The 26,320-nt window shown below is 63.8% G+C and carries 25 protein-coding genes; 10 read left to right on the top strand and 15 right to left on the bottom strand.

The annotated features are described in order from the left end of the window. Positions 1–30 precede the first annotated feature (30 nt). From LB535_RS19135 to argH, 4 genes are all read right to left on the bottom strand, one after another. Positions 31–972 (bottom strand): threonine/serine dehydratase, encoded by a 942-nt coding sequence (locus tag LB535_RS19135; RefSeq protein ID WP_224633306.1) that lies wholly within the window; start codon positions 970–972, stop codon positions 31–33. Between the two features lie 28 nt (positions 973–1,000). Further along, complete coding sequence (lysA, locus tag LB535_RS19130; protein ID WP_224633305.1) at positions 1,001–2,269, bottom strand: diaminopimelate decarboxylase; 1,269 nt, start codon at positions 2,267–2,269, stop codon at positions 1,001–1,003. Between the two features lie 54 nt (positions 2,270–2,323). Next, positions 2,324–2,530 carry a lipoprotein gene (locus tag LB535_RS19125; RefSeq protein ID WP_095767477.1) on the bottom strand — a complete coding sequence of 69 codons (207 nt, stop codon included), beginning with the start codon at positions 2,528–2,530 and terminating at the stop codon, positions 2,324–2,326. Positions 2,531–2,684: 154 nt separating this feature from the next. Next, positions 2,685–4,085, bottom strand: coding sequence for an argininosuccinate lyase (gene argH / locus LB535_RS19120; RefSeq protein ID WP_224633304.1), 1,401 nt, complete (start codon positions 4,083–4,085; stop codon positions 2,685–2,687). Between the two features lie 33 nt (positions 4,086–4,118). On the opposite strand from argH, the gene tlpA reads away from it, so the two are divergent. Next, positions 4,119–4,802 carry a thiol:disulfide interchange protein TlpA gene (gene tlpA, locus LB535_RS19115; protein WP_224633303.1) on the top strand — a complete coding sequence of 228 codons (684 nt, stop codon included), beginning with the start codon at positions 4,119–4,121 and terminating at the stop codon, positions 4,800–4,802. A gap of 9 nt (positions 4,803–4,811) precedes the next feature. Here the strand turns inward: tlpA and LB535_RS19110 are convergent, their stop codons facing one another. Next, entirely contained in the window at positions 4,812–5,852 is a 1,041-nt protein-coding gene (locus LB535_RS19110; protein WP_224633302.1) for an endonuclease/exonuclease/phosphatase family protein, read from the bottom strand. A gap of 239 nt (positions 5,853–6,091) precedes the next feature. Here LB535_RS19110 and LB535_RS19105 point away from each other — a divergent pair, with 239 nt between their 5' ends. The 5 genes from LB535_RS19105 to LB535_RS19085 all read left to right on the top strand — a co-directional run bounded on the left by LB535_RS19105 (position 6,092) and on the right by LB535_RS19085 (position 11,379). Next, the gene (locus LB535_RS19105; RefSeq protein WP_224633301.1) at positions 6,092–7,444 is read left to right on the top strand and encodes an extracellular solute-binding protein; all 1,353 of its coding nucleotides are present in this window, start codon (positions 6,092–6,094) and stop codon (positions 7,442–7,444) included. 169 nt (positions 7,445–7,613) lie between these two features. Next, positions 7,614–8,498: an ABC transporter permease subunit gene (locus LB535_RS19100; RefSeq protein WP_140542592.1), complete on the top strand. Its 885-nt coding sequence runs from the start codon at positions 7,614–7,616 to the stop codon at positions 8,496–8,498. A gap of 8 nt (positions 8,499–8,506) precedes the next feature. Then, the gene (locus tag LB535_RS19095; RefSeq protein WP_095767483.1) at positions 8,507–9,421 is read left to right on the top strand and encodes an ABC transporter permease subunit; all 915 of its coding nucleotides are present in this window, start codon (positions 8,507–8,509) and stop codon (positions 9,419–9,421) included. An 11-nt stretch (positions 9,422–9,432) separates the two neighbouring features. Then, positions 9,433–10,533: a sn-glycerol-3-phosphate ABC transporter ATP-binding protein UgpC gene (gene ugpC / locus LB535_RS19090; protein WP_224633300.1), complete on the top strand. Its 1,101-nt coding sequence runs from the start codon at positions 9,433–9,435 to the stop codon at positions 10,531–10,533. 48 nt (positions 10,534–10,581) lie between these two features. Next, positions 10,582–11,379 carry a phosphodiesterase gene (locus LB535_RS19085; protein ID WP_224609503.1) on the top strand — a complete coding sequence of 266 codons (798 nt, stop codon included), beginning with the start codon at positions 10,582–10,584 and terminating at the stop codon, positions 11,377–11,379. Between the two features lie 151 nt (positions 11,380–11,530). Here LB535_RS19085 and LB535_RS19080 read toward each other — a convergent pair whose 3' ends face one another. From LB535_RS19080 to LB535_RS19060, 5 genes are all read right to left on the bottom strand, one after another. After that, positions 11,531–12,613: an ABC transporter ATP-binding protein gene (locus LB535_RS19080; protein ID WP_095767486.1), complete on the bottom strand. Its 1,083-nt coding sequence runs from the start codon at positions 12,611–12,613 to the stop codon at positions 11,531–11,533. After that, positions 12,610–14,184, bottom strand: coding sequence for an ABC transporter permease (locus LB535_RS19075; RefSeq protein ID WP_224633299.1), 1,575 nt, complete (start codon positions 14,182–14,184; stop codon positions 12,610–12,612). The genes LB535_RS19080 and LB535_RS19075 overlap by 4 nt, the downstream gene beginning before the upstream one ends. Positions 14,185–14,359: 175 nt before the next feature. Then, positions 14,360–15,364, bottom strand: coding sequence for an iron ABC transporter substrate-binding protein (locus LB535_RS19070; protein WP_224633298.1), 1,005 nt, complete (start codon positions 15,362–15,364; stop codon positions 14,360–14,362). A gap of 148 nt (positions 15,365–15,512) precedes the next feature. Then, positions 15,513–16,241 carry a cytochrome P450 gene (locus LB535_RS19065; protein ID WP_224633297.1) on the bottom strand — a complete coding sequence of 243 codons (729 nt, stop codon included), beginning with the start codon at positions 16,239–16,241 and terminating at the stop codon, positions 15,513–15,515. 486 nt (positions 16,242–16,727) lie between these two features. Next, a complete protein-coding gene (locus tag LB535_RS19060) occupies positions 16,728–17,381 on the bottom strand; it encodes a GNAT family N-acetyltransferase (protein ID WP_224633296.1) in 654 nt (217 codons plus the stop codon). A 93-nt stretch (positions 17,382–17,474) separates the two neighbouring features. On the opposite strand from LB535_RS19060, the gene LB535_RS19055 reads away from it, so the two are divergent. The 4 genes from LB535_RS19055 to LB535_RS19040 all read left to right on the top strand — a co-directional run bounded on the left by LB535_RS19055 (position 17,475) and on the right by LB535_RS19040 (position 21,926). Beyond that, positions 17,475–18,494 carry a hypothetical protein gene (locus tag LB535_RS19055; RefSeq protein WP_224633295.1) on the top strand — a complete coding sequence of 340 codons (1,020 nt, stop codon included), beginning with the start codon at positions 17,475–17,477 and terminating at the stop codon, positions 18,492–18,494. Between the two features lie 124 nt (positions 18,495–18,618). Continuing rightward, positions 18,619–19,161 (top strand): sigma-70 family RNA polymerase sigma factor, encoded by a 543-nt coding sequence (locus LB535_RS19050; RefSeq protein ID WP_095767489.1) that lies wholly within the window; start codon positions 18,619–18,621, stop codon positions 19,159–19,161. Continuing rightward, positions 19,158–19,796: an NrsF family protein gene (locus LB535_RS19045; RefSeq protein ID WP_224633294.1), complete on the top strand. Its 639-nt coding sequence runs from the start codon at positions 19,158–19,160 to the stop codon at positions 19,794–19,796. Before LB535_RS19050 ends, LB535_RS19045 begins: the two co-directional genes overlap by 4 nt. A 240-nt stretch (positions 19,797–20,036) precedes the next feature. Next, positions 20,037–21,926, top strand: a complete 1,890-nt coding sequence (locus LB535_RS19040; protein ID WP_224633293.1) for a PAS domain S-box protein — start codon at positions 20,037–20,039, stop codon at positions 21,924–21,926. Between the two features lie 30 nt (positions 21,927–21,956). On the opposite strand, the gene LB535_RS19035 is transcribed toward LB535_RS19040, so the two are convergent. The 5 genes from LB535_RS19035 to LB535_RS19015 form a co-directional block, all read right to left on the bottom strand. Further along, on the bottom strand, positions 21,957–22,835 hold the full coding sequence (locus tag LB535_RS19035; RefSeq protein ID WP_224633292.1) for a 3-hydroxybutyryl-CoA dehydrogenase: 879 nt from the start codon (positions 22,833–22,835) through the stop codon (positions 21,957–21,959). Positions 22,836–23,035: 200 nt separating this feature from the next. Continuing rightward, on the bottom strand, positions 23,036–23,965 hold the full coding sequence (locus LB535_RS19030; RefSeq protein WP_224633291.1) for an electron transfer flavoprotein subunit alpha/FixB family protein: 930 nt from the start codon (positions 23,963–23,965) through the stop codon (positions 23,036–23,038). A 24-nt stretch (positions 23,966–23,989) separates the two neighbouring features. Beyond that, positions 23,990–24,739 carry an electron transfer flavoprotein subunit beta/FixA family protein gene (locus tag LB535_RS19025; RefSeq protein WP_095767492.1) on the bottom strand — a complete coding sequence of 250 codons (750 nt, stop codon included), beginning with the start codon at positions 24,737–24,739 and terminating at the stop codon, positions 23,990–23,992. Between the two features lie 162 nt (positions 24,740–24,901). Continuing rightward, on the bottom strand, positions 24,902–25,705 hold the full coding sequence (locus LB535_RS19020; protein WP_224633290.1) for a rhomboid family intramembrane serine protease: 804 nt from the start codon (positions 25,703–25,705) through the stop codon (positions 24,902–24,904). A gap of 21 nt (positions 25,706–25,726) precedes the next feature. After that, a complete protein-coding gene (locus tag LB535_RS19015; RefSeq protein WP_224633289.1) occupies positions 25,727–26,308 on the bottom strand; it encodes a cob(I)yrinic acid a,c-diamide adenosyltransferase in 582 nt (193 codons plus the stop codon). Between the last annotated feature and the right edge of the window lie 12 nt (positions 26,309–26,320).

The following is a 26,320-nucleotide window of genomic DNA, read 5'->3' as shown; positions in this document are numbered from 1 at the left end:
AAAACGTGAAGCGGTTTGGCCGGGTTATGATCAGAAATTGGCGAGATTCGTGTTCGAGCCGCAGACGAGGACCGCCACGCGCTCGCCGTCTCCGGGCACATAGCGTCCGGAAAGCATGGCGGCGAAGGCGGCGGCGCCACCCGGCTCGGCGATGATCCGCACGCGGTCCCACAGCGCCTTCTGCGCCGCGACGATGTCGTCGTCGCTGACCAGGATGGAGCGCTCGACGAAGGCCTCGGCGATCGGAAACATCATTTCGCCGACGCGCTTCGGCGCCAGCGAATCGGCGGCAACGCCCTCGGCCGGCGCATCGACCGGCTGTCCGGCCTCCAGGGCGCGGTAAAGCGTCGGCGCTCCCTCGGGCTCGATGGCGACGATGCGGATGCGCCCCGAAAACCAGGCCGCGATGCCGCCGATCAGGCCGCCGCCGCCGACCGCGACCAACAGCGTGTCGATCCCAGGCAGGTCGGCCTCGATCTCCATGCCGAGCGTGCCCTGGCCGAGCAGCGTTTCCTCCTGGTTGAAGGCGTGGATCTGCAGGGCGCCGGTTCTGGCCGCGAAGTCTTCGCTGGCGGCCAGCGCTTCGGCATAACGCGCGCCGCCGACGATCAGCTCGGCGCCGTAGCCGCGAATGCGCGCGAGCTTCGCCGGCGGGCTGACCTCGGGCACGAAGATGGTCGCCTTGTGCCCGAGCTTCATGGCGGCGTAAGCGACGGCGGCACCATGATTGCCGCCGGACGCGGCGACCACGCCGGCTTCGGGCACTCGGCGTTCGAGCAGGTTGGTGAAGGCGCCGCGCGCCTTGAACGAGCCGGAATGCTGGAGGCATTCGAGCTTCAGGTCGACCGGAAAGGCGGGCCGGTCGAAATCCGCCATGTCGACGCGCATGACCGGCGTGTGGCGTACATAGGGCCGGATGCGCGACTCCACGCCGGCGATGCGTTCGCGCGTGATCGTCTTTTTTTCCAGCATGGCCAGCTCCTTAAGGCGCGCCGCTCGGTTACTTCAGCCAGTCGGGGACCGAATCCAATCCAATCAGGTCCTCATAGGTCTGGCGCGGCCGCACGACGTGAAAACGGTCGCCATCGACCAGCACCTCGGGCACCAGGAGCCTGGTGTTATAAGTGCCGGCCTGCACCGCGCCATAGGCGCCGGCGGTGGAAACCGCGATCAGGTCGCGCGACTTCAATCTCGGAAGGTCGCGGTCGAGGCCGATGAAATCGCCGGTCTCGCAGACCGGCCCGACGACGTCGACTTTCATACGCGGTGCCGAAGCGGGCGGCTGCACCACCGGCCTGATGTCGTGGAAGGCGTCATAGAGCGTCGGCCGGATCAGGTCGTTCATGGCGGCGTCAACGACGAGGAAGTTCTTGGCGTCGCCCTCCTTCACGTAGATGACCTCAGACACGAGGATGCCGGCATTGCCGACGATCAGGCGGCCGGGCTCGAACATCACCTTCAGGCCGAGCTTGGTGACGTGCTTCCTGACGATTTCGGCGTAGGCGTCAGGCAAAGGGGGCGGGCTGTTGTCGACGCGGTAAGGAATGCCGAGGCCGCCGCCGAGATCGACATGCTCGATCTCATGCCCGTCGGCGCGCAGTGCTCCGACCAGCTCGACCAGCAATGCGAAGGCATCGTCGAAAGGCTGCAATTCGGTGATCTGGCTGCCGATATGGGTGTCGATGCCGGTTACCTTGATCCCGGGCAGTTCAGCCGCGCGGGCATAGACCTGCCGCGCGCGCTGCCAGGGAATGCCGAATTTGTTCTCGGCCTTGCCGGTCGAGATCTTCTTGTGGGTCCGGGCATCGACATCCGGATTGATGCGCAGCGAGATGGGCGCCACCTTGCCGAGGGCCACGGCGCGCGCCGACAAAAGCTCCAGCTCAGGCTCGGATTCGACGTTGAAGCAGAGAATGCCGGCCGAAAGCGCAAAGTCCATCTCGCGCGCCGTCTTGCCGACGCCGGAAAACAGGATCTTGCCGGCCGGGATGCCGGCGGCCAAAGCGCGGCGCAATTCGCCTTCGGAGACCACGTCGGCGCCTGCGCCCTGCCTGGCCAGCGTCCTCAGCACGGCCTGGTTGGAATTCGCCTTCATGGCGTAGCAGACCAGTGCGTCGAGGCCGGAAAAAGCCTCCTTGAAGACGCGGAAATGCCGGGTCAGCGTCGCGGTCGAATAGCAATAGAAGGGCGTGCCGACCTCGGCTGCGATGTCGGGGATCGCGACGTCCTCGGCATGAAGAACGCCGTCGCGGTAGTCGAAATGGTTCACGGGTTCGGTTCCGGAAGGTTGAAGCTCGATGGGACCGGGTCGATCTCACCGGCTCTAGAGCAGGGGGTCGAGGATGAATTTCCTGTCCTTGACCGGTTTTTCCGGCTCGGGCGGCACCGGCTGCTTGGCGCGTTCGGCATCCTTGCGCGCCTGCTCCGCCGCCTCATAAGGCGTGTCGAGGCCGGTTTTCCTGCCGCAGGCCGTGACGGTGACAACCGCAGCCAGCAGCGCCAGCGTCACCAAAATCCTGCTACGGGTCATTCGATCCATCCGTTCGAAACTGATTGCGTGCTGCGCTTTTAGCTGAGTTTTCAGCGCTTTGCATCCCGGCAATTTAAAGCGCGGCGCGCTTTAAATCTTTGTTTTGATGCATGTCGTTTTCCCAGAACCGCTGCACACTTCTGGGCGACATGCATTAAGCCTTGGCGAGCCGCTTTTTCCAGTAGCGGATCTGCTTTCGCACTTCCGACGGCGCGGTGCCGCCGAAGCTCGTGCGGCTCTTGACCGAATTCTGCACGGCAAGCACCGAGAAGATGTCGTCGGTGATGCCCGAATGGATCGAGCGCAGGTCGTCCAGCGAGAGCTTTTCCAGCCCGACCTTCTTCTCCTCGGCCAGCGCCACGGCGCGGCCGGTGACGTGATGCGCCTCGCGGAAGGGCAGGCCGAGATTGCGCACCAGCCAGTCGGCAAGATCGGTCGCGGTGGCGTGACCGGCGCCTGCGGCCTTTTTCATGGCGGCGGCGTTGACGGTCATGTCGCGCACCATGCCGGCGGTCGCCGCCAGCATCAGGTCGAGCGTCTCGGCGGCGTCGAAGACCGCTTCCTTGTCCTCCTGCATGTCCTTGCCATAGGTCAGCGGCATGCCCTTCATCACGGTCAGCAGGCCGACGAGATGGCCGTTGACGCGGCCGGTCTTGCCGCGCACCAGCTCGGCGGCGTCCGGGTTCTTCTTCTGCGGCATGATCGAGGAGCCGGTAGAGAAGGAATCCGACAGGCGGATGAAGCCGAATTGCGGCGTCGACCAGATGATGATCTCCTCGGCGAGCCTGGAGAGGTGCGTCGCGCAGATCGCTGCGAGGCTCAGAAATTCGAGCGCGAAATCGCGGTCCGAGACGCTGTCCAGCGAATTGCGCGTCGGCTCGCGGAAACCCAGCGCCTTCGCCGTCATGTGGCGGTCGATGCCGAAGCTGGTGCCGGCAAGGGCCGCCGCGCCCAACGGGCTTTCATCCATGCGATCGATGGCGTCGTGGACGCGCGAGAGGTCGCGGCCGAACATCTCGACATAGGCCATGCAATGGTGGCCAAAGGTCACCGGCTGCGCCGCCTGCATATGGGTGAAGCCGGGCATGACGGTCGCCGCATGCTCCTCGGCGCGTTCCAGGAACGCGGCGATCAGGTCCTTCAATGCCTGGGCGACGCGCTGGCATTCCTGCTTGACCCAGAGCCGAAGATCGACCGCCACCTGGTCGTTGCGCGAGCGGGCGGTGTGCAGGCGTCCCGCCGGCGGGCCGATCAGGTCGGCAAGGCGGGCCTCGACATTCATGTGGATGTCTTCCAGCTTGGTCGAGAATTCGAACGTGCCGGCCTCGATCTCTTTCAAGATCGTGTTCAGCCCGTGAGCGATTTTTTCTTGATCGGCGGCCGAAATAATGCCCGTTTGAGCCAACATCTCGCTATGGGCGATCGATCCGCTTATGTCCTGCGCATAGAGCTTGCGGTCGAAGCCGATCGACGCATTGATCGCTTCCATGATCGCGGCCGGACCCGAGGCAAAACGTCCGCCCCACATCTGGTTGCTGGCCTTCTTGTCGCTCATCGCTATAACCCGTGCTCCGGAGCAGTTTTGAAAATGGCAGACGGCAAGAGATTGTTTTTTCCGACTACGCGCCTCATCCTCGCCGCTTTGGTGGCGGGCGTGCTGGCCGGCGCGGTCGCGGTATATGTCAGCGAGAGCGGTTCTGGCAACAACGCTCCCGAGAAGGCCGTCGCGGTCGCCGGCAAGGACGATGCCGCCTGCGCGGCCAAGGCCGCACGCGCCAAGCAGGTCGCCGCCAAGGCCGTCGGCCAGGTCGCGGCCCTGCAGCCCGCCGATCCGCCGCAATCGCTGAAGAGCCTTGCCTTCAACGGCCCCGACGGCAAGCCGATGACGATTGCCGACCATGCCGGCAAGACCGTGCTGCTCAATCTCTGGGCGACATGGTGCGCTCCATGCCGCGCCGAGATGCCGGCGCTCGACGCCCTGCAGAAGGAGAAGGGCGGCAAGGACTTCGAGGTGATCGCGGTCAATGTCGACACCGGCGACGATACCAAGCCGAAGAAGTTCCTCAAGGAAATCGGCGTCGAAACGCTCGGCTTCTACCGGGACTCGACGATCGCCCTGTTCAACGAGGCGAAGACGCGCGGCCTGGCGCTCGGGCTTCCCGTGACCATGCTGATCGACGGCGAAGGCTGCCTGATAGCGCATATGAACGGCCCGGCCGAATGGTCGAGCCCCGACGCCAAGCGGCTGGTGGAAGCGGCGCTCGAGCCCTGATCGTGGCCGCTATCTTACCCGCACCGTAACCACCAGCGCCTCGTGGTCGGCGCTCGGGCTGCCGTCCGGCAACACCGCCGGCAGTGTCTCCGGCGCGCGTGCCGCAAGGCCGCGGGTGAAGAACCAGTCGATATGGCCGGTGGGCGTTCTGTCGCCCGCCGGGCGCCGCTGCGTCGGCCTGTCGAACGCATTGGCGTCGCGCCAATCGTAGCCACGCCCGGCCATGACGGCGAAGAGGGGCTCGTGGCGGTCGGGGCACATCAGCCGGTCCGGTTCGGCGTCGATGCGCGCCTGCCATGCGGCCGGATCGGCGTGACGCTCTTCATAGGTGGCGGTCAGCGTGTTGAAGTCGCCGCCGATCAGGACCGGCGCTTCCGCGTCATACCTGTCGATGGCGTCGAGGAGGTGGCGCGTCTGGTCGGCACGGCCGGCAGGCGTCGTACGGTTCTCGAGATGCACCGAGACGACGGTGACTCGGCGCTCGCCCACCATCACCTGGCCGCCAAGCGCCATGCGGCCGCCGACGCGCGGCTGGCCGTGCTCCGGCAGGAACCAGGCGCCGGCCGCATCCAGCCGAACGAGGAAAGGCCGCAGCAGCGGGACGGCGCTGGTTATGGCGTTGCCATGGAAGCCCTCAACGTTCTCGGCGCCGCCATTTGCCGCTTGCTCCGCCTCATTGCCGGTGCCGAGTTCGAGGAACTCGACGCCATAGGCATAGGAATGGCCTAGACGATCGGCAAGCCGGCTCAGAAGATGGCCGTTGCCGGAGCGCGCCATGCCCTTGTCGACTTCGGACAGCAGCACGACGTGCGGCGCCCGGCCGGCGATCGTAGTAGCGATGGCATCGACATGACGCAGCCGCTCGACGTTCCAGGCCATGACGGTCAGGCTTTCGCCGGCGCTCTCGCGCGACGCCTTGCCGCCGATCTCGATCTCGCCGAGGGCGGGAACGGCAGCCGCGTGGCGCAGATGGGTGGCGCTGTCGCGCGGTCCGTCCCGCATCGCGTTGCGGGCGGCGACGGGCACGTGCGTGAGCTGCGGGACCAGCATGTCTCTTCTCATCAGTTAGCCGGTTAATCACGGAAGTCTTTTCGCCGCTTCGCAGCGCCCTAGCTTCCTAGAGCGCCGATGTGACGTTTTCATGCCGGCGCGACCGCTGCCAGGGGAGGAGAGACTGGCTGTCCACGGGGGCTTCGAGCCCACAACAGAACTGTCACATACCTTCTCTATGAGAGCGGGCAAGGACTTGCGCAAAACCTTGTCACACTGCCACTCAAGAGGGAAAAACCATGACGATCATCAAGCGGGGCTTTGCCGCCCTTGCCGCCGGCGCGCTCAGCACCGCGCTTGCGATTCCTGCTTTTGCGGAGCCGGTCAAATTCGACTTCTGGTTCGGTCTTTCGGGCGATCTCGCCCGTGTCGTCGATACGTTGTGCAAGAACTTCAACGAATCCCAGAAGGACTACCAGGTCGTCTGCACCAGCCAGGGCAATTACGACGCCACCCTGCAGAACACGATCGCCGCCTTCCGCGCCGGCAAGCAGCCCACCGTCGTCCAGGTCTATGACGTCGGCACCGCCACCATGATGCTGTCGGGCGCCTACAAGCCCGCCGACAAGCTGATGGAGGAGAACGGTTACAAGATCGACTATAGCGACTATTTCCCAGGCATCGCCCGCTACTACGCGACGTCGAAGGGCGAGATGCTGTCCTTCCCGTTCAACTCGTCGACGGCGCTGATGTACTGGAACAAGGACGCCTTCGCTAAGATCGGCAAGACCGAGGCGCCGAAGACCTGGGAAGACGTCGCCGCCGACCTCAGGGCGCTGAAGGACGCCGGCTATGATTGCCCGATGGCGATCAACATCTCGGCCAATGAAAGCTGGCAACTGATGGAGCAGTTCTCGGCGCTGCACAACCAGCCGATCGCCACGAAGAACAATGGCTATGACGGTCTTGACGCGCGTCTGGAAGTTAACAAGACCAAGTTCGTCCAGTACGTCACCGATCTCAAGAAGTGGTATGACGCAGGCCTTATCAAGATCAAGTCGAAGGATCTTGGCCAGGATATGGTGCAGGCCTTCGCCACCGGCACCTGCCAGCTCATCCTGACCTCGGTCGGCGACCACGGCACGGTCGGCCGCACCCAGAAGGAAGGCATGAAGTGGGACGTCGCCGAGCTGCCGGTCTATGCCGGCACCGAGCGCAAGAACTCGCTGGTCGGCGGCGCTTCGCTGTGGGTGCTGTCGGGCAAGTCGGACGCGGAATACAAGGGCGCGGCAGCGTTCCTCAACTTCATCCACGACCCCAAGACCGCTTTGTTCTGGTCGACCAACACCGGCTATATCCCGGTGACGAAGTCGGGTTTCGATTTCATGAAGTCCAACGGCTTCTACGACAAGGCGCCCTATAAGGGACGTGAAGTGGCGATCGCCAGCCTGACCGCGTCGGAGCCGACCGAGATCACCCGCGGCATCCGCCTCGGCAACTTCACCCAGATCCGCGCCGAGTTCGGCACGCAGATGCAGGCGATCTTCGCCAACAAGGTCAGCGTACAGGAAGGCCTCGACGCGCTGGTCAAGAATGGCGACGCGATCCTCGAGCGCTTCCAGCAGACCTATCCGGGTAAGACCCTGCCCTGATCCCGGATACTGGAACGGCCGCCCGCCGAGCATCGACGGGCGGCCATTTCATATGGGTTTTTGATTTGGGCATGTCTTTGTCTCCCGAAACCGGTTCCCACTTTCGGGAGACATGCCTTAGTCTTGTGCCGCGCGAGCGGGTTGGCGGTTCAACGACATCGGCGGATCGATGGAAAAACGCGTCACTTTCAGCAAATGGACGATCGGCATCCTGTTCGCGGTGCCGCAGCTAATCCTGATCTTCACCTTCTTCTACTGGCCGGCCGGGCAGGCCGTGTACTGGTCGCTGACGCTGCAGCAGCCCTGGGGCGGCGGCAATATCTGGGTCGGGCTCGACAATTTCCGCTCGATCCTGTCCAACGCCAGCTACTGGGACTCGATCACCGCCAGCATGATCTTCGCCGGCATCAGCACGGGACTTGCGATGACAATCGCGCTGGTTCTCGCCGCCTTGACCGACCGCCAGCTTGCCGGCTCATGGCTTTACCGCGTGGTGCTGATCTGGCCTTACGGCATCGCCGCACCGGCGCTGGCGCTGGCGTTTCGCTTCATCCTGGCACCGGAAGCCGGCTTCATGGCCGTGGTCAACCAGGTCTGGCCCGGCTTCTGGGACCCCGGCCTTGACGGCACCGACGCCATGGCCTCGATCATCATCGCCTTCTCGTGGAAGTATGTCGGCTATAATTTCATCTTCTTCCTCGCCGCCTTCCAGGCGATTCCGCGCTCGCTGATCGAGGCGGCGGCGATGGACGGCTCCGGCGTCATCAGGCGCTTCTGGGATATCCAGTTTCCGCTGATCACGCCGACCATCTTCTTCCTGCTGGTCATCAACATCACCGAGAGCTTCCAGGATTCCTTCGGCATCGTCGACATCATGACCGCAGGCGGACCGGCCAACGCCACCAATCTGATGGTCTACAAGATCTATTCCGACGGCTTCAAAGGCCTCGATTATTCGGGCGCCGCCGCGCAGAGCATCATTCTGATGCTGCTCATCATCGCGCTCACCATCGTCCAGTTCCGCTTCATCGAGCGGCGCGTGCATTATCGTTGAGGCGGGCCATGGTCGAGCGCACCCCGATCCTCAATTTCTTCACGCATCTGATCCTGTTCGTCGGCTTCGTATTCTGCGTGGCGCCGTTCGTCATCGTAGCGATCGCCGCCTCGCATAATCTAAAGGACGTCAACGACGTGCCGATGTCGCTGCTGCCGGGCAGCGATTTCTGGGTCAACATCAGGACGGCCTGGACGACCGCCGACCTCGGTCCGAAGCTGCTCAACTCCTTCATCATGGCGTTTGGCGTGGCCGCTGGGAAAGTCATCATCTCGGCGCTGACCGCCTTCTCGATCGTCTATTTCCGTTATCCCGGCCGCATGCTGATGTTCTGGCTGATCTTCATCACGCTGATGCTGCCGCTCGAGGTGCGCATCGTGCCGACCTACGCGGTGGTCGCCAACGTGCTCGAGCCCTATCAGGCGATCATGGACCTGACCGGCCTCTCCTGGCTGATCGAAAAGGTCTCGGGCGTGCAGGTTTCGCTCAGCCTGGGACTGCTCAATTCCTATAGCGGCCTGATCCTGCCGCTGGTCGCGACCGCTACTGGCACCTTCCTCTACCGCCAGTTCTTCCTGACCGTGCCGGATGAGTTGACCGAAGCGGCGCGCATGGACGGCGCCGGCGCGCTGCGCTTCTTCGTCGATATCCTGCTGCCGCTATCGCGCAACAACATGGCGGCGCTCGGCACCATCATGTTCCTGTGGGCCTGGAACCAGTATCTGTGGCCGTTGCTTATCACCACCGACCAGTCGCATGCGATGGCGGTGACAGAGCTGAAGCAGCTCATCCCCAATGTCGGCGGCGCGCCGGAATGGCATATCGCCATGGCCGGCACGCTGATCGTCATGCTGCCGCCGCTGATCGTCGTGGTGCTGATGCAGCGCTGGTTCGTGCGCGGCCTGATCGCCACCGAAAAATAAGGAGACGGAAAATGGCCTCCATCACCATTCGGGGCGTCAAGAAGAACTACGCCCAGACGCAGGTCGTGCATGGCGTCGACCTCGACTTCGCTTCGGGCGAATTCGTCGTCATCCTCGGGCCGTCCGGTTGCGGCAAGTCCACGCTGCTTAGAATGATTGCCGGGCTGGAAGAGATTTCCGACGGCACGATCGCGATCGACGGCACGGTGGTCAATAAGCTCGAGCCGCGCGAGCGCGGCTGCGCCATGGTGTTCCAGAACTACGCGCTCTACCCGCATATGAGCGTGGCCCAGAACATCGGCTATTCGCTGAAGGTGGCTGGTGTTCCGTCGGCCGAACGCGCCCAGCGCGTCCAGGCGGTTGCGCGCGTCCTGGAGCTAGAGCACCTGCTCGACCGCAAGCCGATGGCGCTCTCCGGCGGCCAGCGCCAGCGCGTCGCCATGGGCCGCGCCATGATCCGCGAGCCGAAGGTGTTCCTGTTCGACGAGCCGCTCTCCAACCTCGATGCCAAGCTGCGTGTGCAGATGCGCTCCGAGATCCGCAAGCTGCACCGGCGCCTCAGCGCCACTTCCGTCTTCGTCACGCACGACCAGGTCGAGGCGATGACGCTGGCCGACCGGCTGGTGGTGATGAATGGCGGCCGTGTCGAGCAGGTGGGCACACCGGCGGAAGTCTATAGCCGGCCGGCCAGCCGCTTCGTCGCCACCTTCGTCGGCGCGCCGGCGATGAACATGCTCGAAGGCACCGTCATGCTCGACGGGCTGTCATTGCTCGGCGGCAGCCGCAAGCTCAACGTGTCGCGCACGGGCGTTCCTGTGGGCTCGAAAGTCGCGGTCGGCATCCGGCCGGAGGCGGTCCGCATGGTAGCGCCGGGCACGCCGGGAGCGCTCGCGGCGACCGTCGACCTCATCGAGGAATTGGGCGCCGGCCGCGTCGTCTATGTGGATCTCGACGGCGCGCCGTTCTCTGTCGTGACGTCGGAGATCGTCCACTCCGAACCGGGCAGCACGATCGGCCTGCAGTTCGCCGAAGCGGACCTGCACTTCTTCTCCTCGGAGACGGGCGGCAGACTCGACGTGTTCAAGGCCTCGGTGCCGGAACCGGTGCTGTAAGGCGGGCCTTGCAAGGCTGACTTTGCAAATTATCTGAGGGTTCACGGAATGAAGATCATCCAGGTCACCGACGTCCATCTCGATCGTCGGCGCCAGATACGCTATGGCGCGGATCTGAACGAGCGGCTCGATCGCTGCATAGATCATATCAATGCTCGGCATGGAGATGCGGCGCTCTGCATCTTCACCGGCGATCTGGCCGACGACGGCGAAGCCGAGAGCTATGCCGATTTGAAATCGGCGCTGAGCCGGCTCACTGTGCCTTACCAGCTGCTGCCTGGAAACCATGACCGGCGCGCCAATCTGATCGCCGCCTTTCCGGATAACGGGACGGACGGCAACGGCTTCGTGCAGTCGGTGCTCGACACGCCGGAAGGGCGCCTCGTCTTTCTCGACAGCATGGCGGAGGGCCGCGTCACCGGCGAGTTGTGCGACAACCGGCTTGCATGGCTCGACGCACGGCTTGGCGAGGCGGCAGGCAAGGCCGTTTATATTTTCCTGCATCATCCACCCGTCGAGCTTGGCCTCACTCTGCTCGACCCGCTCGGCCTCGAACAGCCGCAGCGGCTCATCGACGTGCTGACCCGCCACGGCAATGTCCGCTACATCTTCTTCGGCCATGTCCATCGCGACATCGCCGGCACCGTCGCCGGCATTCCGTTCTCGGTGCAGCGCGGCCTGCATGCCCGCTTCATGCTCGACCTGGTCGGCGACGAAGTGGTCGAGCAGGCGCCGCCCGCCTATTCGATTATCCTGATCGATGGGCAGCGCGTGGTCATCCACAGCGTTGATTTCCTGGAGCAATGGCCGCTTTGGTCGCCTGCAACTGGGCAGCGCGTGCGCTGAGGCATGCCGGCATTCAGGTGAGGCCGGCCTGCAAACGGCGGTTTCCTGCGCTTCCGGTGCTCACGTACTTCAAGTACGCTCCGCTCCGGTTCTCGAAACCCGCCGTTTTCGGCTCGGCCTAACCTGAATATCGACACGCCTCAACCCCGACCTAAGCAAAGACATGCGCCTTGCCGGTAACGGTGAGGCGCACGATCTCGCCGATCTCCGGCGCGTCCATGCCTGTCCTGCGCAGGATCAGCGGCGTGTTGCCGATGGCGGCCGCATCGGGCGGGTCCGGGCTGTTGAGCAGCCGCACCGCGACGGTGCAGACCGAGCCCGCGAACTCGCAGTCCGTCACTTCGCCGAACAGCATGTCGGGTGTGCCCGACATGCCTTCGCGCGAGGTCCGTTTGAGCAGGATCTGCTCGGGCCGCAGCATGATGCGGGCGACATCGCGCCGTCCCTTCGTGTCGACGGCGATGCGGCCGAGCCGCGATACGGCGAAGCCATCCGCGATCCTGGCCGGCACGATGATGGCGTCGCCGAGGAACTCGGCGACCATCCTGTCCCTGGGTTGGAAATAGAGCTCGCGCGGCGTGCCGACCTGCGAGAACAACCCTTCGCGCATCACCGCCACCTGGCTGGCGAAGGACAGCGCCTCGGCCTGGTCGTGCGTGACCAGGATGGTGGTGATGCCCGCCTCTTCCAGAAGCTCGGCCACCGCCTTGCGCATCGAAGCGCGAAGCCCGGTGTCGAGCGCCGAGAACGGCTCGTCAAGCAGCATCAGCCGGGGCTTCATCGCCATGGCGCGGGCAAGCGCCACGCGCTGCTGCTGGCCGCCGGAAAGCTCGTGCGGCCGGCGCTTCAGGATCGCCTTGTCCAGCCCGACGATGTAGGCGAGCTCGACGATATGCTCGGCTCGTTTGTCGGCATTCCGCGGGATGCCGAAGCCGATATTGTCGGCGATGGTGAGATGCGGGAACAGGGCGCCGTCCTGGGCCACCACGCCGATGCCGCGGCGATGCGCGGGCACGGCCGCGCCGCCATTGGCGAGCACCTTGCCGTCGAGCGCGATGCGGCCGCGGTCCGGCGCCTCGAAACCGGCGATCAGCCTGAGCAAGGTGGTCTTGCCGCAGCCGGAAGGCCCGACGATCGCGGTGCGGCTGCCGCTTTCCACCGCAAGGTCGACGCCGGCGAGCGCCGTCACCGGGCCGTAGCTTTTCGCGACGCCGCTGAGTTCGAGAAAGCTCATCGTCCGGCCATCCGCTTCGACTGGATGTAGAGCCACCAGGTCATCGGCAATGACATCGCCACCATGATCAGCGCGTAAGGGGCGGCGGAGGCGTAGTCGATCTCGCCGCTATAGGACCAGAATGCCATCGCCAGCGTGCGGGTGCCGTTGGGCGCCAGCATCTGGGTGGCGGTGAGCTCGTTGGTGATGCCGAGCGCTACCATGGCCATGCCGGCCGCGGCGCCCGGTGCCGAAAGGCGGATGGTCGTCGACCACAGCGCCTTGACCGGCGGACGGCCGAGGCTGGAGGCGGCGCGCTCCAGCTCCACCGGCGCCTGCGCGATCGAGGCGCGCAGGCTTATCAGCGCGCGCGGCAGGAACATCAGCGCGTAACCGAACAGGATGGTGAACAGCGTCTGGTAGAGCGGCAGCGCGACGCGCACGGTGATGGTCACCAGCGCCAGCGCGATGACCACGCCCGGCAACGCGCCGACGATGTAGTTGCAGCTCTCGAGCAAACGCTGCAGCGGCCCCGGCGCGCGGATCGAAATCCAGGCCATGGGCATGGCGGCAACCGTTGCAAGCACCGCGCCGGCGATGGCGAGGAACAGCGTCTGGCCGAGCGCCAGGCCGATCTCGTCCCAGCGCCAGACTTCCGTGCCCCCGGCGATCAGCCAGCGGCTGACCGTGACGAAGGGCACGCCGAGCGACAGCAGCGCGACGCCGGCCGGCAAAAGCAGGCATGGCAGGGTGGCGCGGCCGAGGCGAGCGCGCTGCTGCTTGCGCGCGGCGCCGGAACCGACGCGGGCATAGCGCTCCTCGCCGCGTATCATCACCTCGAGGGCGAGCAGGAAGAGGCAGCAGACCACCAGAACGGCGGCCAGCATGTTGGCCGCCGGACCGTTGAAGGTCGACTGGAACTGGTCGACGATCGCGGTGGTGAAGGTGTCGAAACGGATGAAGACATAGAGGCCGTATTCGGCCAAGAGATGCAGGCCGACCAGCAGCGAGCCGCCGCAGATGGCGAGCCTGAGCTGCGGCAGCACGACGCGCGCGAAGACCCGCCACGGGCCAAGGCCGAGCGCCGCGGCCGCATCCTCCAGCGCCGGATCGAGGCGGCGCAGCGCGGCGGCGATCGGCAGGTAAAGGAATGGGAAATAGGCGATTACGGAGACCAGCACGCCGGCCCACAGCCCATGCAGGCCCGGAACGAAGCTGATCCAGGCATAGGAGTGCACGAACGCGGGGATAGCGAGCGGCGCGACCGAAAGCCACGACCACCAGCGATTGCCGGGCAGGTCGCTGCGCTCTGTAAGCCAGGCCAGCGCCACCGACAGCACGATGGCGATCGGCACCGTGACGACCACCAGGAGCACGGTGTTGACCAGCAATTCGCCGACGCGCGGGCGGAAGATCAGCGCCACCACGGTGTCCCAGCCGGTCTGGATCGCGACCCAGACGATGAAGGCGAGCGGCAGCAGCGCGATGAGCGAGATAAGAGCCGCGGCGAGCGTGATCCATGATGTGGGCCGGCGCTCCTTCATCCGGGCCGCAGGCAGTCTTGCCGGCGTCATGTCGATCGCCGATTGCATCAGGCAGGCCGCTGGGTCGCCTCCGCCTGCCGGCGGAAGCGGTCCGATGTGCCACTCAGGCGGGTCGAAGCGCAGTCGACTGTCATCGACGAAGCGATCTCCAAACAAAAACGCTCCCGCGGAAGGCAAATTCCCGCGGGAGCACGGTCGTTTGCCCTTTTAGGACGAACGCGAACTAAAGCAAGCCGGCTTGCGTCATCAGGTCGATGACCTTCTTGGAATTCAATCTTGCCGGATCGACTTTCGGCGCCTGCAGGTCAGTCAGCGGCACCAGCTTAGGGTTGGATTGGGCATCCTTGCCGATCGCATATTCATACGACGTTCCGGTCTTCAGGACGTCCTGGCCGCCCTTGCCGGTCACCCACTTCAGAAATGCCTGGGCTTCGTTCGGATGCTTGCTGGAAGCCAGCACGCCGCCGCCCGACACCGAAACGAAGGCGCCCGGGTCCTGGTTCTTGAAATAGTGCAGGCCGACATTCCCACTGTTCTCGCCGGTCTTGGCCTGATCGCCAAAATAGTAATAGTGGTAGATCACGCCGCCATCGATCTCGCCGGCATTGACCGCCTTCATCACCGTCGAGTTGCCCTTGTAGGCGGTGAAATTCTCCTTCATCGCCTTCAGCCAGTCGGCGGTAGCGGCCTCGCCTTTGAGCTCAAGCAGGGCGCTGACAATGGCCTGGAAGTCGGGGCCGGACGGCGAGGCGGCCCAGCGGCCCTCCCAGCTCGGATCAGCAAGATCGAGCAGCGACTTCGGCAACTGGTCTTCCTTCAGCTTGTCCTTGTTATAGACAAAGACGGTGCTGCGGGCGGCGACGCCGACCCATTTGCCAGTCGACGGCTGGTATTCCTGCGGAACCTGCGCCAGCGTATCGGCGTCGACGGGCGCGAACAGGCCGGCGGCCTCGACCAGCGCCATTGCCGGCGAATTCTCGGTCAGGAACACGTCGGCCGGCGAGGCCGCTCCCTCGGCGACGATCTGGTTGGAGAAGTCGCTGTCGCCGCCATTGCGCAACGTCACCTTGATGCCGGTTTCCTTGGTGAAACCTTTCGCCCATTCTTTGGCGAGGCTCTCATGCTGGGCATTGTAGACGATAATGCCTTGATCCTCGGCCTTGGCCGGGCCGGCGATCAGGCCGAGCGCCAACGCAGCGCCGGCAAGCGTGGAAAGGGCAATTTTCATAGGCATCGTCCTTAAAAATCAAACAAGGGTTCAGGGCAGGGCTGCTCCTACCAATACATGATTACGATAGTCAAGATTGAGCGTTGCTTCAATTGGTCGCCCAGGGCACGGCGAAAGCCCCCGTGTGTCGGAGTCTGCAGACATCCGGTCACAATCTGGGACTTGCTCGAGTCAGCATTGGTGCGCTTTTCAAGCCGAACAGGAGGATCGATGGCCGTCTGACGCAGGCCTCAAGGTCCAGTCGCCAGCCCTTGGCGACCGTGGACAGGGCTTCAAGCAGAGCGGCCAATTCTAGCCTCGCGACATGTTGCCCCAAGCAAATATGCAGGCCGGTGCCGAATGTGAGAGTAGACGGTACTCGCGACCTTAAATCCAAGCTGTCGCCGGCGGGAAAGACTGCTTCATCCCTGTTGGCGCTGGCCAATACGGGTACGATACCTTGACCGGCCTCGATGAATTGGCCAGCAAAGTGCAGGTCCTCGGCGGCTATGCGCGCTCCCGCGTAGTGCACAGGAGCGCAGTACCGCAGCAGTTCTTCGGCTGCGGTTTGCCAAGACACGGTCTGGCTCTCCAACAGCTCAAACTGCTTCGGGAATGCGGACAGCGCGAAGAGCGCATTCCCAAACGTGTCCACCACTGTTGCCTGACCGGCGAAAAGAAGGAACACCACATTGGCTACAACATCATCCCTCTCCCATCTGCCCAGCTCTGCCTCTGAAAGCATGCGAGCAACCAAGCCGCCCGCGCTAATCCTGCCGGTCTGAAGGATGTGATATACCCATTCGGACAACTCGCGGCAGGCCTGATTTGCATCCTCACTGACCTGGGCCGTTCTAATGTCCAGCGCATCGGCCATGCGTTGCGCGAGATCAGCCACGCGTGAGGGTTCCTCGATGTCGATTCCAAGTATATTAGCCAGCACGCCCACCGAAAACGGTATAGCAAGTTCTCGGATTGCGTCGAACCGTCGGCCGGCTACGGCGGGTCAGCGCCAATGCATCTCGCCGGAGATCTGCGGTCATGCTATGGCTGGCCGAACCGGTCATCTGGCCCGACAACGGCCGGCGCAGTTGCAGGTGACGAGGTGGATCCGACAGCAGCATCGATCGAGTTAGAAGACCGAGCGCGTCGCTCGACGTAATCTTCTGCCGTACCTCCTGGTATGCGCCTGGTGGGGCCTGCAGGAGCAGAGGATGTTTCAAGGCCTCGGAAACGAGTTTGTGACTGAACACATACAAAGCCCCGTTCAACTCGGGGTATGGCGGCTTCCCCCAAGCGCTTCCGCCGGCCTTGCGTCGGCTAGCGAACGCCGGAAATGGATCGCCGCCGAGTGCCAACGGGTCGAACAGGTCTCGACGCTCAGTCATTTACAGAGGTCAACTGCGAAAATAACTCGATACCCGCCAGAGCTAACGTCCGCGGGAAGAAAGGCTGGCGCAAGATGAAGAAACTCGCATTTCAAGATTCGATGGTAGAAGTTGAGCAAAGGATCCTGTGTCAAATGGCCGACCGACGGCATGATTCCCGTGCGGTGCCATTCGTCAATCGTTCTTCGGAAGTCGGCATTTATCTCCACCTTATCGGGAGAATCTTCTTGAGCTCCGCCATAAGAAGGGCAGCGACCGTCGCCGACTATCCAGCGCGTCCCTGCCTCCCGGCCATAATCAACAAGATGTGCCAATAGCCGTCGCGAGAGGGGAGTTCCCCGAAACTCCGGGCGTACACCCAAATTGTAGACATAAAGAGAATTTGGGGGAACGGAGCGGGTCAACGAAGAATAAGCGGAAAACGTCGCCGGGAAGGTTGCCTTGTCGCGTGGATCATGAGCGGTCTCCACAAAGCAGACGGCTCCGGCGATGGTTGTCTCCTGAACGGCTGCGATCATGATGTGGCCGAGCGACAGGCGCTGGCGGATTGTCGCCTCGGTTGCACCCAACGAGCCCCAAGTTGCCGCTTCCATCGCGACCATACGGAGAATGTCGTCCTCTCCAATTTTGTGGAACGTGATTTTCGTCATTTTCGAAAAGTAGGTTGCCTGAGCACAGCCTTATAAAGTGAGGACCTTGATTTTGCCACCCACCGAGGCAGGTTAGGGGAGGGCGGGTGAATCATGATTTTTTATGTTTGTCAGCGATCGCATTCGTATACGCAGGCCTGTCTGCTTCTTTATTATCGGACGGACCTTCAGCGGATTTTTCGTCTGGTCGGGTATGACGAAATCGATCTACTTCTGAAATTGGAGCGGGGAACCATCATCTGGTCGGACATGGACCGGCTTGATCCGACCGAAGTCGCTAACGCGGGCCAAGTTCGCGACCAGATTGACCGGCATCGACCCGAGATCGCTCAACTTAACCATCCTCGCGATAGCCTGCGGCGATACGATTTGCTGCGCATGCTGTTTGATGAGGGGATCAATAATTTCCGGGTATCTAGGCCCCATCCATTGCCGGAGTCGTTGCGGTATCCGGTGTTTTTGCGTGACGAGGTCGGCGCCGCCTATAAGCCCCCGCGCCTCTTGCGATCTATAACTGACATCAGTTCAGCCCTGGCCGAGTTGCAGACGCTGAATTGGGCCAGTCCCATGCTCGTAGAGTTTGGGTCCAGGCCCGACGCAGATGGATACTACCGTAAATATTCAGCCTATCGGGTCGGCGACAACAGCTATGCCCAGCACTGTTTTGCGAGCCGGGACTGGTTCATAAAGGATCCCGGACGTGGTTTGTCGGGCCGGCATTTGGACGAGCATCACCTGTTCGTCCGTACTCATCCGCATTCGGTCGAACTCCAGAAGGTCTTTGAGATGGCCCGGATTTCATACGGCCGTATTGACTACGCCATCGTAGAAGGCCGCATCCAGGTGTTCGAGATCAACACCAACCCTACGATACTGAGCTACCCGCCGACGCCCTTCGATACCTATGATTCTTCACCTTACGCCAACATGCATGCTGATGCCCTGCTTACGCTGCCAGCAGCTCTCGATGTGGCTTCGGATCCTCGGATCGACGAGAGCCATCTGAAGATATTAGCGGAGTTGAGACAGCGGTATCGAAAGAGACGCCGAAAGTTGACCGTGCGGAAAGGATTAAAGCTCCTGAAGGACTCTTTATTGATCCTGAAGGCTTAACCCGACGTGCACACGGGGCATTCCCCGCAAACTTTCGTGATTTACCGGCAGTTTGGCTTGGACATTATTTCGCCGGCCACGTAACAAACCAGGGCCGAGACGCGAACATTGGGGGTAAACTCTTGTGACCGGCAAGGACGAGGCCGAGCTTTCCCGGCTGCTCAGGGCCGCGATCGCGGGAGACGAAAGGGCTTATGCCGACTTTCTGCACGGGATCGCCGCCCTCGTTCGCGGCTTTGTCCGGCGCAAGATCGTTCAAGGCGGGGTCGATCCCGAGGATGTCGTGCAGGAAACCTTGCTGGCCATTCATGTCAAACGCCACACCTGGCGGCCTGATGCGCCGGTGCTGCCCTGGGTCTATGCGATCGCCCGCTTCAAGCTGATCGATGCGTTCCGCCGGCGCGGGCGGCGCATCGAGGTCGAGATCGACGAGATCGCCGAAACCTTCGCCGAGCCGGAGGCGGAAACGGTGAGCGAGCGCGACATCAATCGGGCGCTAGACGGCCTGCCGCCCGCGCAACGCTCGGTGGTGGCATCGATCTCGGTCGATGGCCATTCGATCGGCGAGACGGCGAGCAAGCTCGGCATCAGCGAGACGGCGGTGCGCGTGTCGCTGCATCGCGGCCTGGCCGCGATCGCCAAAAGATTTGGACGAACAGCGACATGAGGACAGAGGATCTCATCAAGGCGCTCGACGCCGATGCCCGCGACGAGGCGATGCCGATGGGCAGGGCCTGGTGGCTGGCGGTCGGCGTGGCCATGGCGGTCGCGGCGATGGTCTTCTTTGCGACCATCGGGCCGCGTCCCGACATCATGCCGGCCATGCACACGATGCGCTTCATGTCCAAATTCGTGTTCACGCTGACGCTCGCCGCCAGTGCCTTCGCGCTGATCCGCGCGCTGTCGATGCCGGGCGCCTCGACCAGGCGGGCGACGGCCTGGATGATCGCCGCGCCGCTTCTGGTGGTGCTGGCGGTGGTTCTCGAGCTTTTCGTCGTGCCCGAGGCCGATTGGGGCAAGCGGCTTATCGGCTCGAACATGATGATCTGCATGAGCTTCATCCCGCTGATCGGCATCGGCCCGCTGGCTATCTTCCTCGGCATGCTGCGCTATGGCGCGCCGACGCGGCCGGTGTTGGCGGGCGCGGTGGCCGGCCTGCTCGCCGGCGGGCTCGCGGCGACCTTCTACGCCGCGCATTGCTTCGACGATTCGCCGCTCTTCGTCGCCACCTGGTATACGGTCGCGATCGCCTTCCTGACCGCGCTCGGCGCGCTAGGCGGGCGGTTTTTCGTCCGCTGGTAGGATTACACCGATCCTTCGGTACCTTTTGAAACAGTGCCTTAATCATACCGGCAATTGTTTGCCGGTTATCGGAGCGGCCGCTGCCGCTCATGCAACCATTCCTTAAAATCGATCCGCCAGAGTTGCGGCAACGCGCAGTCGCGCATTGGGTGGGATCGCATTGTGGCGTGGTTGAGTTGGAAAGGTCCGCGGGCCGGCAAGCGTGCCGTGCCCGTCTTGATGGCAGCCGGACTCGTTGCCTTGACTGCATCGGTCCTGTTGCCGGCGCTGGAACTCGGCACGGACGCGTTGAAGGTCTGCCTGCAGATATCCGTCGCCGTCACGGCCGTCACGCTGTTTGTCTCGGCGCTGTCCATCCGCAAGATCATCGACGACCGCCGGCAGATTGCCGAGAGCGAGCAACGCTTCCGCCGGGCCATGGAGGATTCGGCGATCGGCGTCGCCATTGTCGGCCTCGATGGCCGCATCCTGCAGGCCAATCCTGCCTTCGCCGACATGCTCGGCTACACACGCTCAGAAATCGAGGCGCTGACCTTCTTCCAGATCACACATCCCGACGACCTGCAGATCGGCCGCGAGACGATGATGAGCCTGAAGGAAGGCAAGATACGTTCCTTCCATTTCGAGAAGCGCTATCTGCACAAGGACGGCACTCCGGTCTGGGCGCAGCTTGCCGGCTCGGTCATATGCGAAGAGGAGACCGGCCGCCCTCTTTATCTCGTGTCCCAGATAGAGGACATCAACGCCCGCAAGCAGGCCGAGGCGCGCATCGCCGAGGCAGAGACAAGGTGGAATTTCGCGCTCACCAGTGCCGGACAAGGTATCTGGAGCCTCGATATGCGCAAGGGTGGCACCACCTATTCCGAAACCTGGGCAAAAATGCTGGGCTATGCCGATGGCGAGCTCGACGGCGACCCCGATCGCTGGCTGACCATGATCCATCCCGACGACCAGGGATGTGTCGCCGAGGCGGATCGCGCGCATCTTGCCGGCGAGACGCCCTTCTTCGAGGCCGAGTTCCGAATGCGGCACAAGGACGGCCGCTGGGTCTGGATTCTTGATCGCGGCAAGGCGATCGAGCGCGATGGCGAGGGCCGGCTGATCCGGGCAATCGGCAGCCTGACCGATATCACGGAACGCAAGGAGGCCGAGGCGCGGCTGATGGTTTCGGCGGCCATGCTGGCTGACGAGAAAGAGCGCCTCAGGGTGACGTTGCATTCGATCGGCGACGCGGTGATCTGCACCGATGCCGCCAACCGCATCACCTTCATGAACCCGGTCGCGGAAAAACTCACCGGCGTCGTGGTCGGCGAGGCTCTGGGCAAGCAGCTCGGTCATGTCTACTGGGCGGTCGACGAGGAAAGCGGGCAGAAAATCGGGCTCTCGCGCCCTTCCACGAGCGAGCAGCCGCACTGCGACCAGAACACGCGCGCTGTCCTTGTCCGGCGCGACGACACGCGCTGCAGCATCCGCCAGGTGGTGGCGCCGATCATGAACGACCGCCACGAGTTCTGCGGCCTCGTCATCGTCTTCCAGGATTTCAGCGACGCGCGCGCCCTGCAGCGCCAGCTGGCCTACGCCGCCGCCCACGACGCGCTGACCGGGCTCGCCAATCGCTCGAGCTTCATCCGCATGATGGAGGACCTGGTCGACCAGTGCCGCATCAAAGGCGGCGAGCATCAGTTCATGTTCGTCGATCTCGATCACTTCAAGGCGGTCAACGACACCGGCGGCCATGCCGCGGGCGATGCGCTGCTCAAGCGCGTGGCCGACGCCCTGCGTAATGTGCTTGGCCCGGAAGACATCGTCGCGCGGCTTGGCGGCGACGAGTTCGCCGTCATCCTCAGATCCGGCGCCGCGGCGCGCGGGCCGATCGCGGCGCGCTCGATCATCGACGCCATCGGCAACCTCGACTTCAGCTGGGACGGGCGCCCGCATTCGATCGGCGCCAGCATCGGGCTTGCGCCGATCCGCGCCGGTTGCGGCGAAGTGGACGAGATCATCGCCCGCGCCGACGCCGCCTGCTATGCCGCCAAGGCGGCCGGGCGCGGCTGCGTTTCCGCCGCGCCCGACGAAGACGAAATTTCGAAAGGCGGCCTGCCGCCTCTGCCGCTCGCCGCGGCGTCCTGAGCCGTTTCGAAAGGGTTCAGCCGGGAAAGATCAGCGCGTCGGCACTGGATGGTCGCCGCGATAATCGTAGAAGCCGCGGCCGGTCTTGCGGCCGAGCCAGCCGGCCTCGACATATTTCACCAGCAGCGGGCAGGGGCGGTATTTCGAATCCGACAGGCCCTCATGCAGCACCTGCATGATCGACAGGCAGGTGTCGAGGCCGATGAAGTCGGCAAGCTGCAGCGGTCCCATCGGGTGGTTGGCGCCGAGCCGCATGGCGGTATCGATGGCATCGACCGTGCCGACGCCCTCATAGAGCGTGTAGATCGCCTCGTTGATCATCGGCAAAAGGATGCGGTTGACGATGAAGGCCGGGAAATCCTCGGAAACTGTGATCGTCTTGTCGAGGTGCTTCACATAGCTCTTGGCGGCTTCGAAGGTCTGGTCCTCGGTGGCGATGCCGCGCACCAGCTCGACCAGCTTCATCACCGGCACCGGATTCATGAAATGAATGCCGATGAAGCGTTCCGGCCGGTCGGTCTGCGCGGCAAGCCGGGTGATCGAGATCGACGAGGTGTTTGTCGCCAGGATCGCTTCCGGGTTGAGCTGCGGGCAAAGCTGCGCGTAGATCTTGCGCTTGACCGTCTCGTCCTCGGTCGCCGCTTCGATCACCAGATCGGCGGCCGCAAGATCGGCCATGGTCGGGGCGGCGGAAATACGCGCCATTGCTTCGTTGCGCGCCTTCTCCTCGAGCTTGCCGGAACCGACCTGGCGCGCCATGTTGCCGCTGATGGTGGCGATGCCCTTCTCGATACGGTCGGCCGACACGTCGTGGATCAGGACCTTGTAGCCGCCCAGCGCCGAGACATGGGCGATACCGCCACCCATTTGTCCCGCGCCGACAATGCCGATCGTCTCGATCTTGCTCATGACCCCGATCCCGTCCGGAGCATCTTCCGCGTCTTGAAGCGCGGAAACGCCCCTGTTGTTCATTTCCTGCAATCCGGACGCAAAACCGCCGGATTGGCCTCAGGCCTTGATGGCCTGCTTTTTGTGCAGTGCAAACTAAAAGGGCGGGGCGACTTCGTCTACCCCACCCTTCCGATTTTAATATGCCAGAACCGGTGGCGTCAAAGCGCCTTTTGCAGCTCCGGCAGGATGACGAAGAGATCGCCGACCAGGCCGTAATCGGCGACCTGGAAGATCGGGGCTTCCTCGTCCTTGTTGATGGCGACGATGATCTTCGAGTCCTTCATGCCGGCCAGGTGCTGGATGGCGCCGGAGATGCCGACGGCGATGTAGAGGTCGGGCGCGACCACCTTGCCGGTCTGGCCGACCTGCCAGTCGTTCGGCGCATAGCCGGCGTCGACCGCGGCGCGCGAGGCGCCGACCGCAGCGCCGAGCTTGTCGGCGACCGGCAAGATGACTTCCTGGAACTTCTCCGAGGAACCAAGCGCGCGGCCGCCCGAGATGATGATCTTGGCCGAAGTCAGCTCCGGACGGTCGTTCTCGGAAAGCTTGTTCTCGATGAAGGAGGAGAGGCCCGGATTGGCGGCGGCGTTGACCGTCTCGACCGAGGCCGAGCCGCCTTCGGGCGCCGCCGCGAAGGACGCGGTGCGCACCGTGATGACCTTCTTGGCGTCGGTCGCCTGCACGGTCTGGATGGCGTTGCCGGCATAGATCGGCCGCTTGAAGGTGTCGGGCGAGACCACCTCGATGATCTCGGACACCTGGGCGACATCGAGGAGCGCCGCCACGCGCGGCGCGATGTTCTTGCCCGACGAGGTCGCGGGCGCGACGATCGCGTCATAGGAGCCGGCGAGCGAGACGACCAGCGCCGCCGTCGGCTCGGCGAGACGCTCGGCAAGCTCGTCGGCCTCGGCCAGCAGCACCTTGCGCACACCTTTCAGCTTGGCGGCGGCATCGGCCGTGCCCTTGGCGCCCTTGCCGGCCACCAGCACGTCGACGTCCGAGCCGATCTGGAGGGCCGCCGACAGCGCCTTGGCGGTCTGGTCGGAAAGGCTTGCGTTGTCGTGTTCTGCGATGAGGAGAATTGCCATTTTCTTTGTCCTTTCCCGATCGCTCTAAAGCACGCCGGCTTCGTTCTTGAGCTTTTCGACCAGTTCGGCCACGCTCTTGACCTTGACGCCCGCCTTGCGGCCGCCGGGCTCCTCGGTCTTGATCACCTTGAGGCGCGGCTTGACGTCGGCGCCGTAGTCGGCCGGGCTCTTCTCGTCGAGCGGCTTCTTCTTGGCCTTCATGATGTTGGGCAGCGAGGCATAGCGCGGCTGGTTGAGGCGAAGGTCGGCGGTGACGATCGCCGGCATCTTCAATTCCACCGTCTGCAGGCCGCCGTCGACCTCGCGCGTCACCTTGGCCTGATCGCCTTCGAGCACGATCTTGGACGCGAAGGTGCCCTGCGGCCAACCAAGCAGTGCCGCCAGCATCTGGCCAGTCTGGTTCGAATCGTCGTCGATCGCCTGCTTGCCGAGGATGACGAGGCCGGGCGCTTCCGCCTCGACCACGCCCTTCAGCACCTTGGCGACGCCCAGCGGCTCGGTCTGCTCGTCGGTCTTGACTAGGATGGCACGGTCGGCGCCCATGGCGAGCGCGGTGCGCAGCGTCTCCTGCGCCTGCTGCGGGCCGACCGAGACGACAATGATTTCTTCCGCCTTGCCGGCTTCCTTGATGCGGATCGCTTCCTCGACTGCGATCTCGTCGAACGGGTTCATCGCCATCTTGACGTTGGCAAGCTCGACGCCCAGTCCGTCGGCCTTCACCCGGACCTTGACGTTGGCGTCCACAACCCGCTTCACGGGCACAAGGATCTTCATTTTCCTGTCACCTCTCCTGAGATAGTCGGGGCGCTATAGCAGCGTGCGCCCTGTCAGAGTTGTCGAAAGCCGACATCGCGGACGGAATATCCGTCCAACTGTGCCGTTTCCGTAGTGGCGACAAATCGGCGCGTCAATATCCCACGACGCACCCAAATCGGTTCAGTCCCGGGGCGCCGCTGCTCCACGGCCCCATTGCGCCGCCGGCTGCGCCGGATCGCTCGCGGCCGGCTCAACAGGAACAGGCGGCTGCTGGACGTTGGGCGTCGGGTCCGGCTCGCCGTCGGCGCCGGCCAGCAGCGGCACGCCGCGGCTGCGCAGCACCAGCACCAGGATCGATCCGGCGATGATGCCGCCGATATGGCATGCCCAGGAGATCTGGTCCTCGCCGGCCGCTGCGAACATCACGATCTGGAACAGGATCCATAGGATCAGCGGAATGAAGGCCGGGATGCGCAACGGAATGCGGGCAAAGGCCAGCACCCAGACTTTCACCCGGGGGTAGAGGATCAGGTAGGCGGCGACGACCCCGGCGATGGCGCCCGAAGCGCCGATCAACGGCACCTGCGAATCCCAGGCCACCAACCCCTGGAAGAAGGCGCCGGCGATGGCGCAGGCGAGGTAAAAGATCAGATAGCGGATATGGCCGAGCGCATCCTCGACGTTGTCGCCGAACACCCAGAGGAACAGCATGTTGCCGCCGAGATGGAAGATGTCGGCATGCAGGAAGGAATAGGTGAGGTAGCTCAGGCTCTCGGGGATGACGACGAATTCGGGCGAGAGCTCGACCTTGTCGTGAACCACAGACGGGATGAAGCCGAGACCGAGAACCGCGGCATTGGTGAAGTTTTCACCGCCGAGCGTGGTCGCCAGGTAGACCAGCACGTTCGCCACGATCAGGCCGATCGTCACATATTGCAGCCGGATGTGACGCAGCCTGTTGGTGTCGTAAAGCGGGATGAACATCGGACCCTCCCGCCTGCGGATTCAGCGGTTCTTGCCGGGAACCCATAGCACGTCGGCCTTTCCATTGTCATTGACGGCGCGGGCGGCGACGAACAGGAAATCCGAGACGCGGTTGATGTATTTGAGCGCCTCGCGGTTGACATGCTCGGCTGGATCCTGCGCCAGCGCCACCATCAGGCGCTCGGCGCGGCGCGCCACGGTGCGGGCAAGATGGAGCGCGGCCGCGGCCGGCGTGCCGCCGTTCAGCACGAAGGATTTCAGCGGCTGCAGTTCCTTGTTGAGCGCGTCGATGTCCTGCTCGACGCGGTCGGTCTGGGCGGCGACGATGCGCAACGGCTCGTATTCCAGCGGCTTGCCGTCGTCCGGCACGGCGAGGTCGGCGCCCAGATCGAACAGATCGTTCTGGATACGCGACAGCATGGCGTCGATCGCCGGATGCTCGGCGCCGGTGTGGACGCGGGCCATGCCGATGCAGGCATTGGCCTCGTCGACGGTGCCATAGGCGTCGACGCGCAGGTCGGATTTCAGCCGCCGCTCGCCGGTGCCGAGCCCGGTAGTGCCGTCGTCGCCGGTGCGGGTGTAGATCTTGTTGAGCTTGACCACGCCGTCCTCTCT

This window comes from Mesorhizobium sp. CA10 (assembly GCF_020165285.1).
GTDB lineage: Bacteria > Pseudomonadota > Alphaproteobacteria > Rhizobiales > Rhizobiaceae > Mesorhizobium.
Note: the sequence above shows the minus strand (reverse complement) of the source record. Positions and strands in the feature narration are given on the sequence as shown.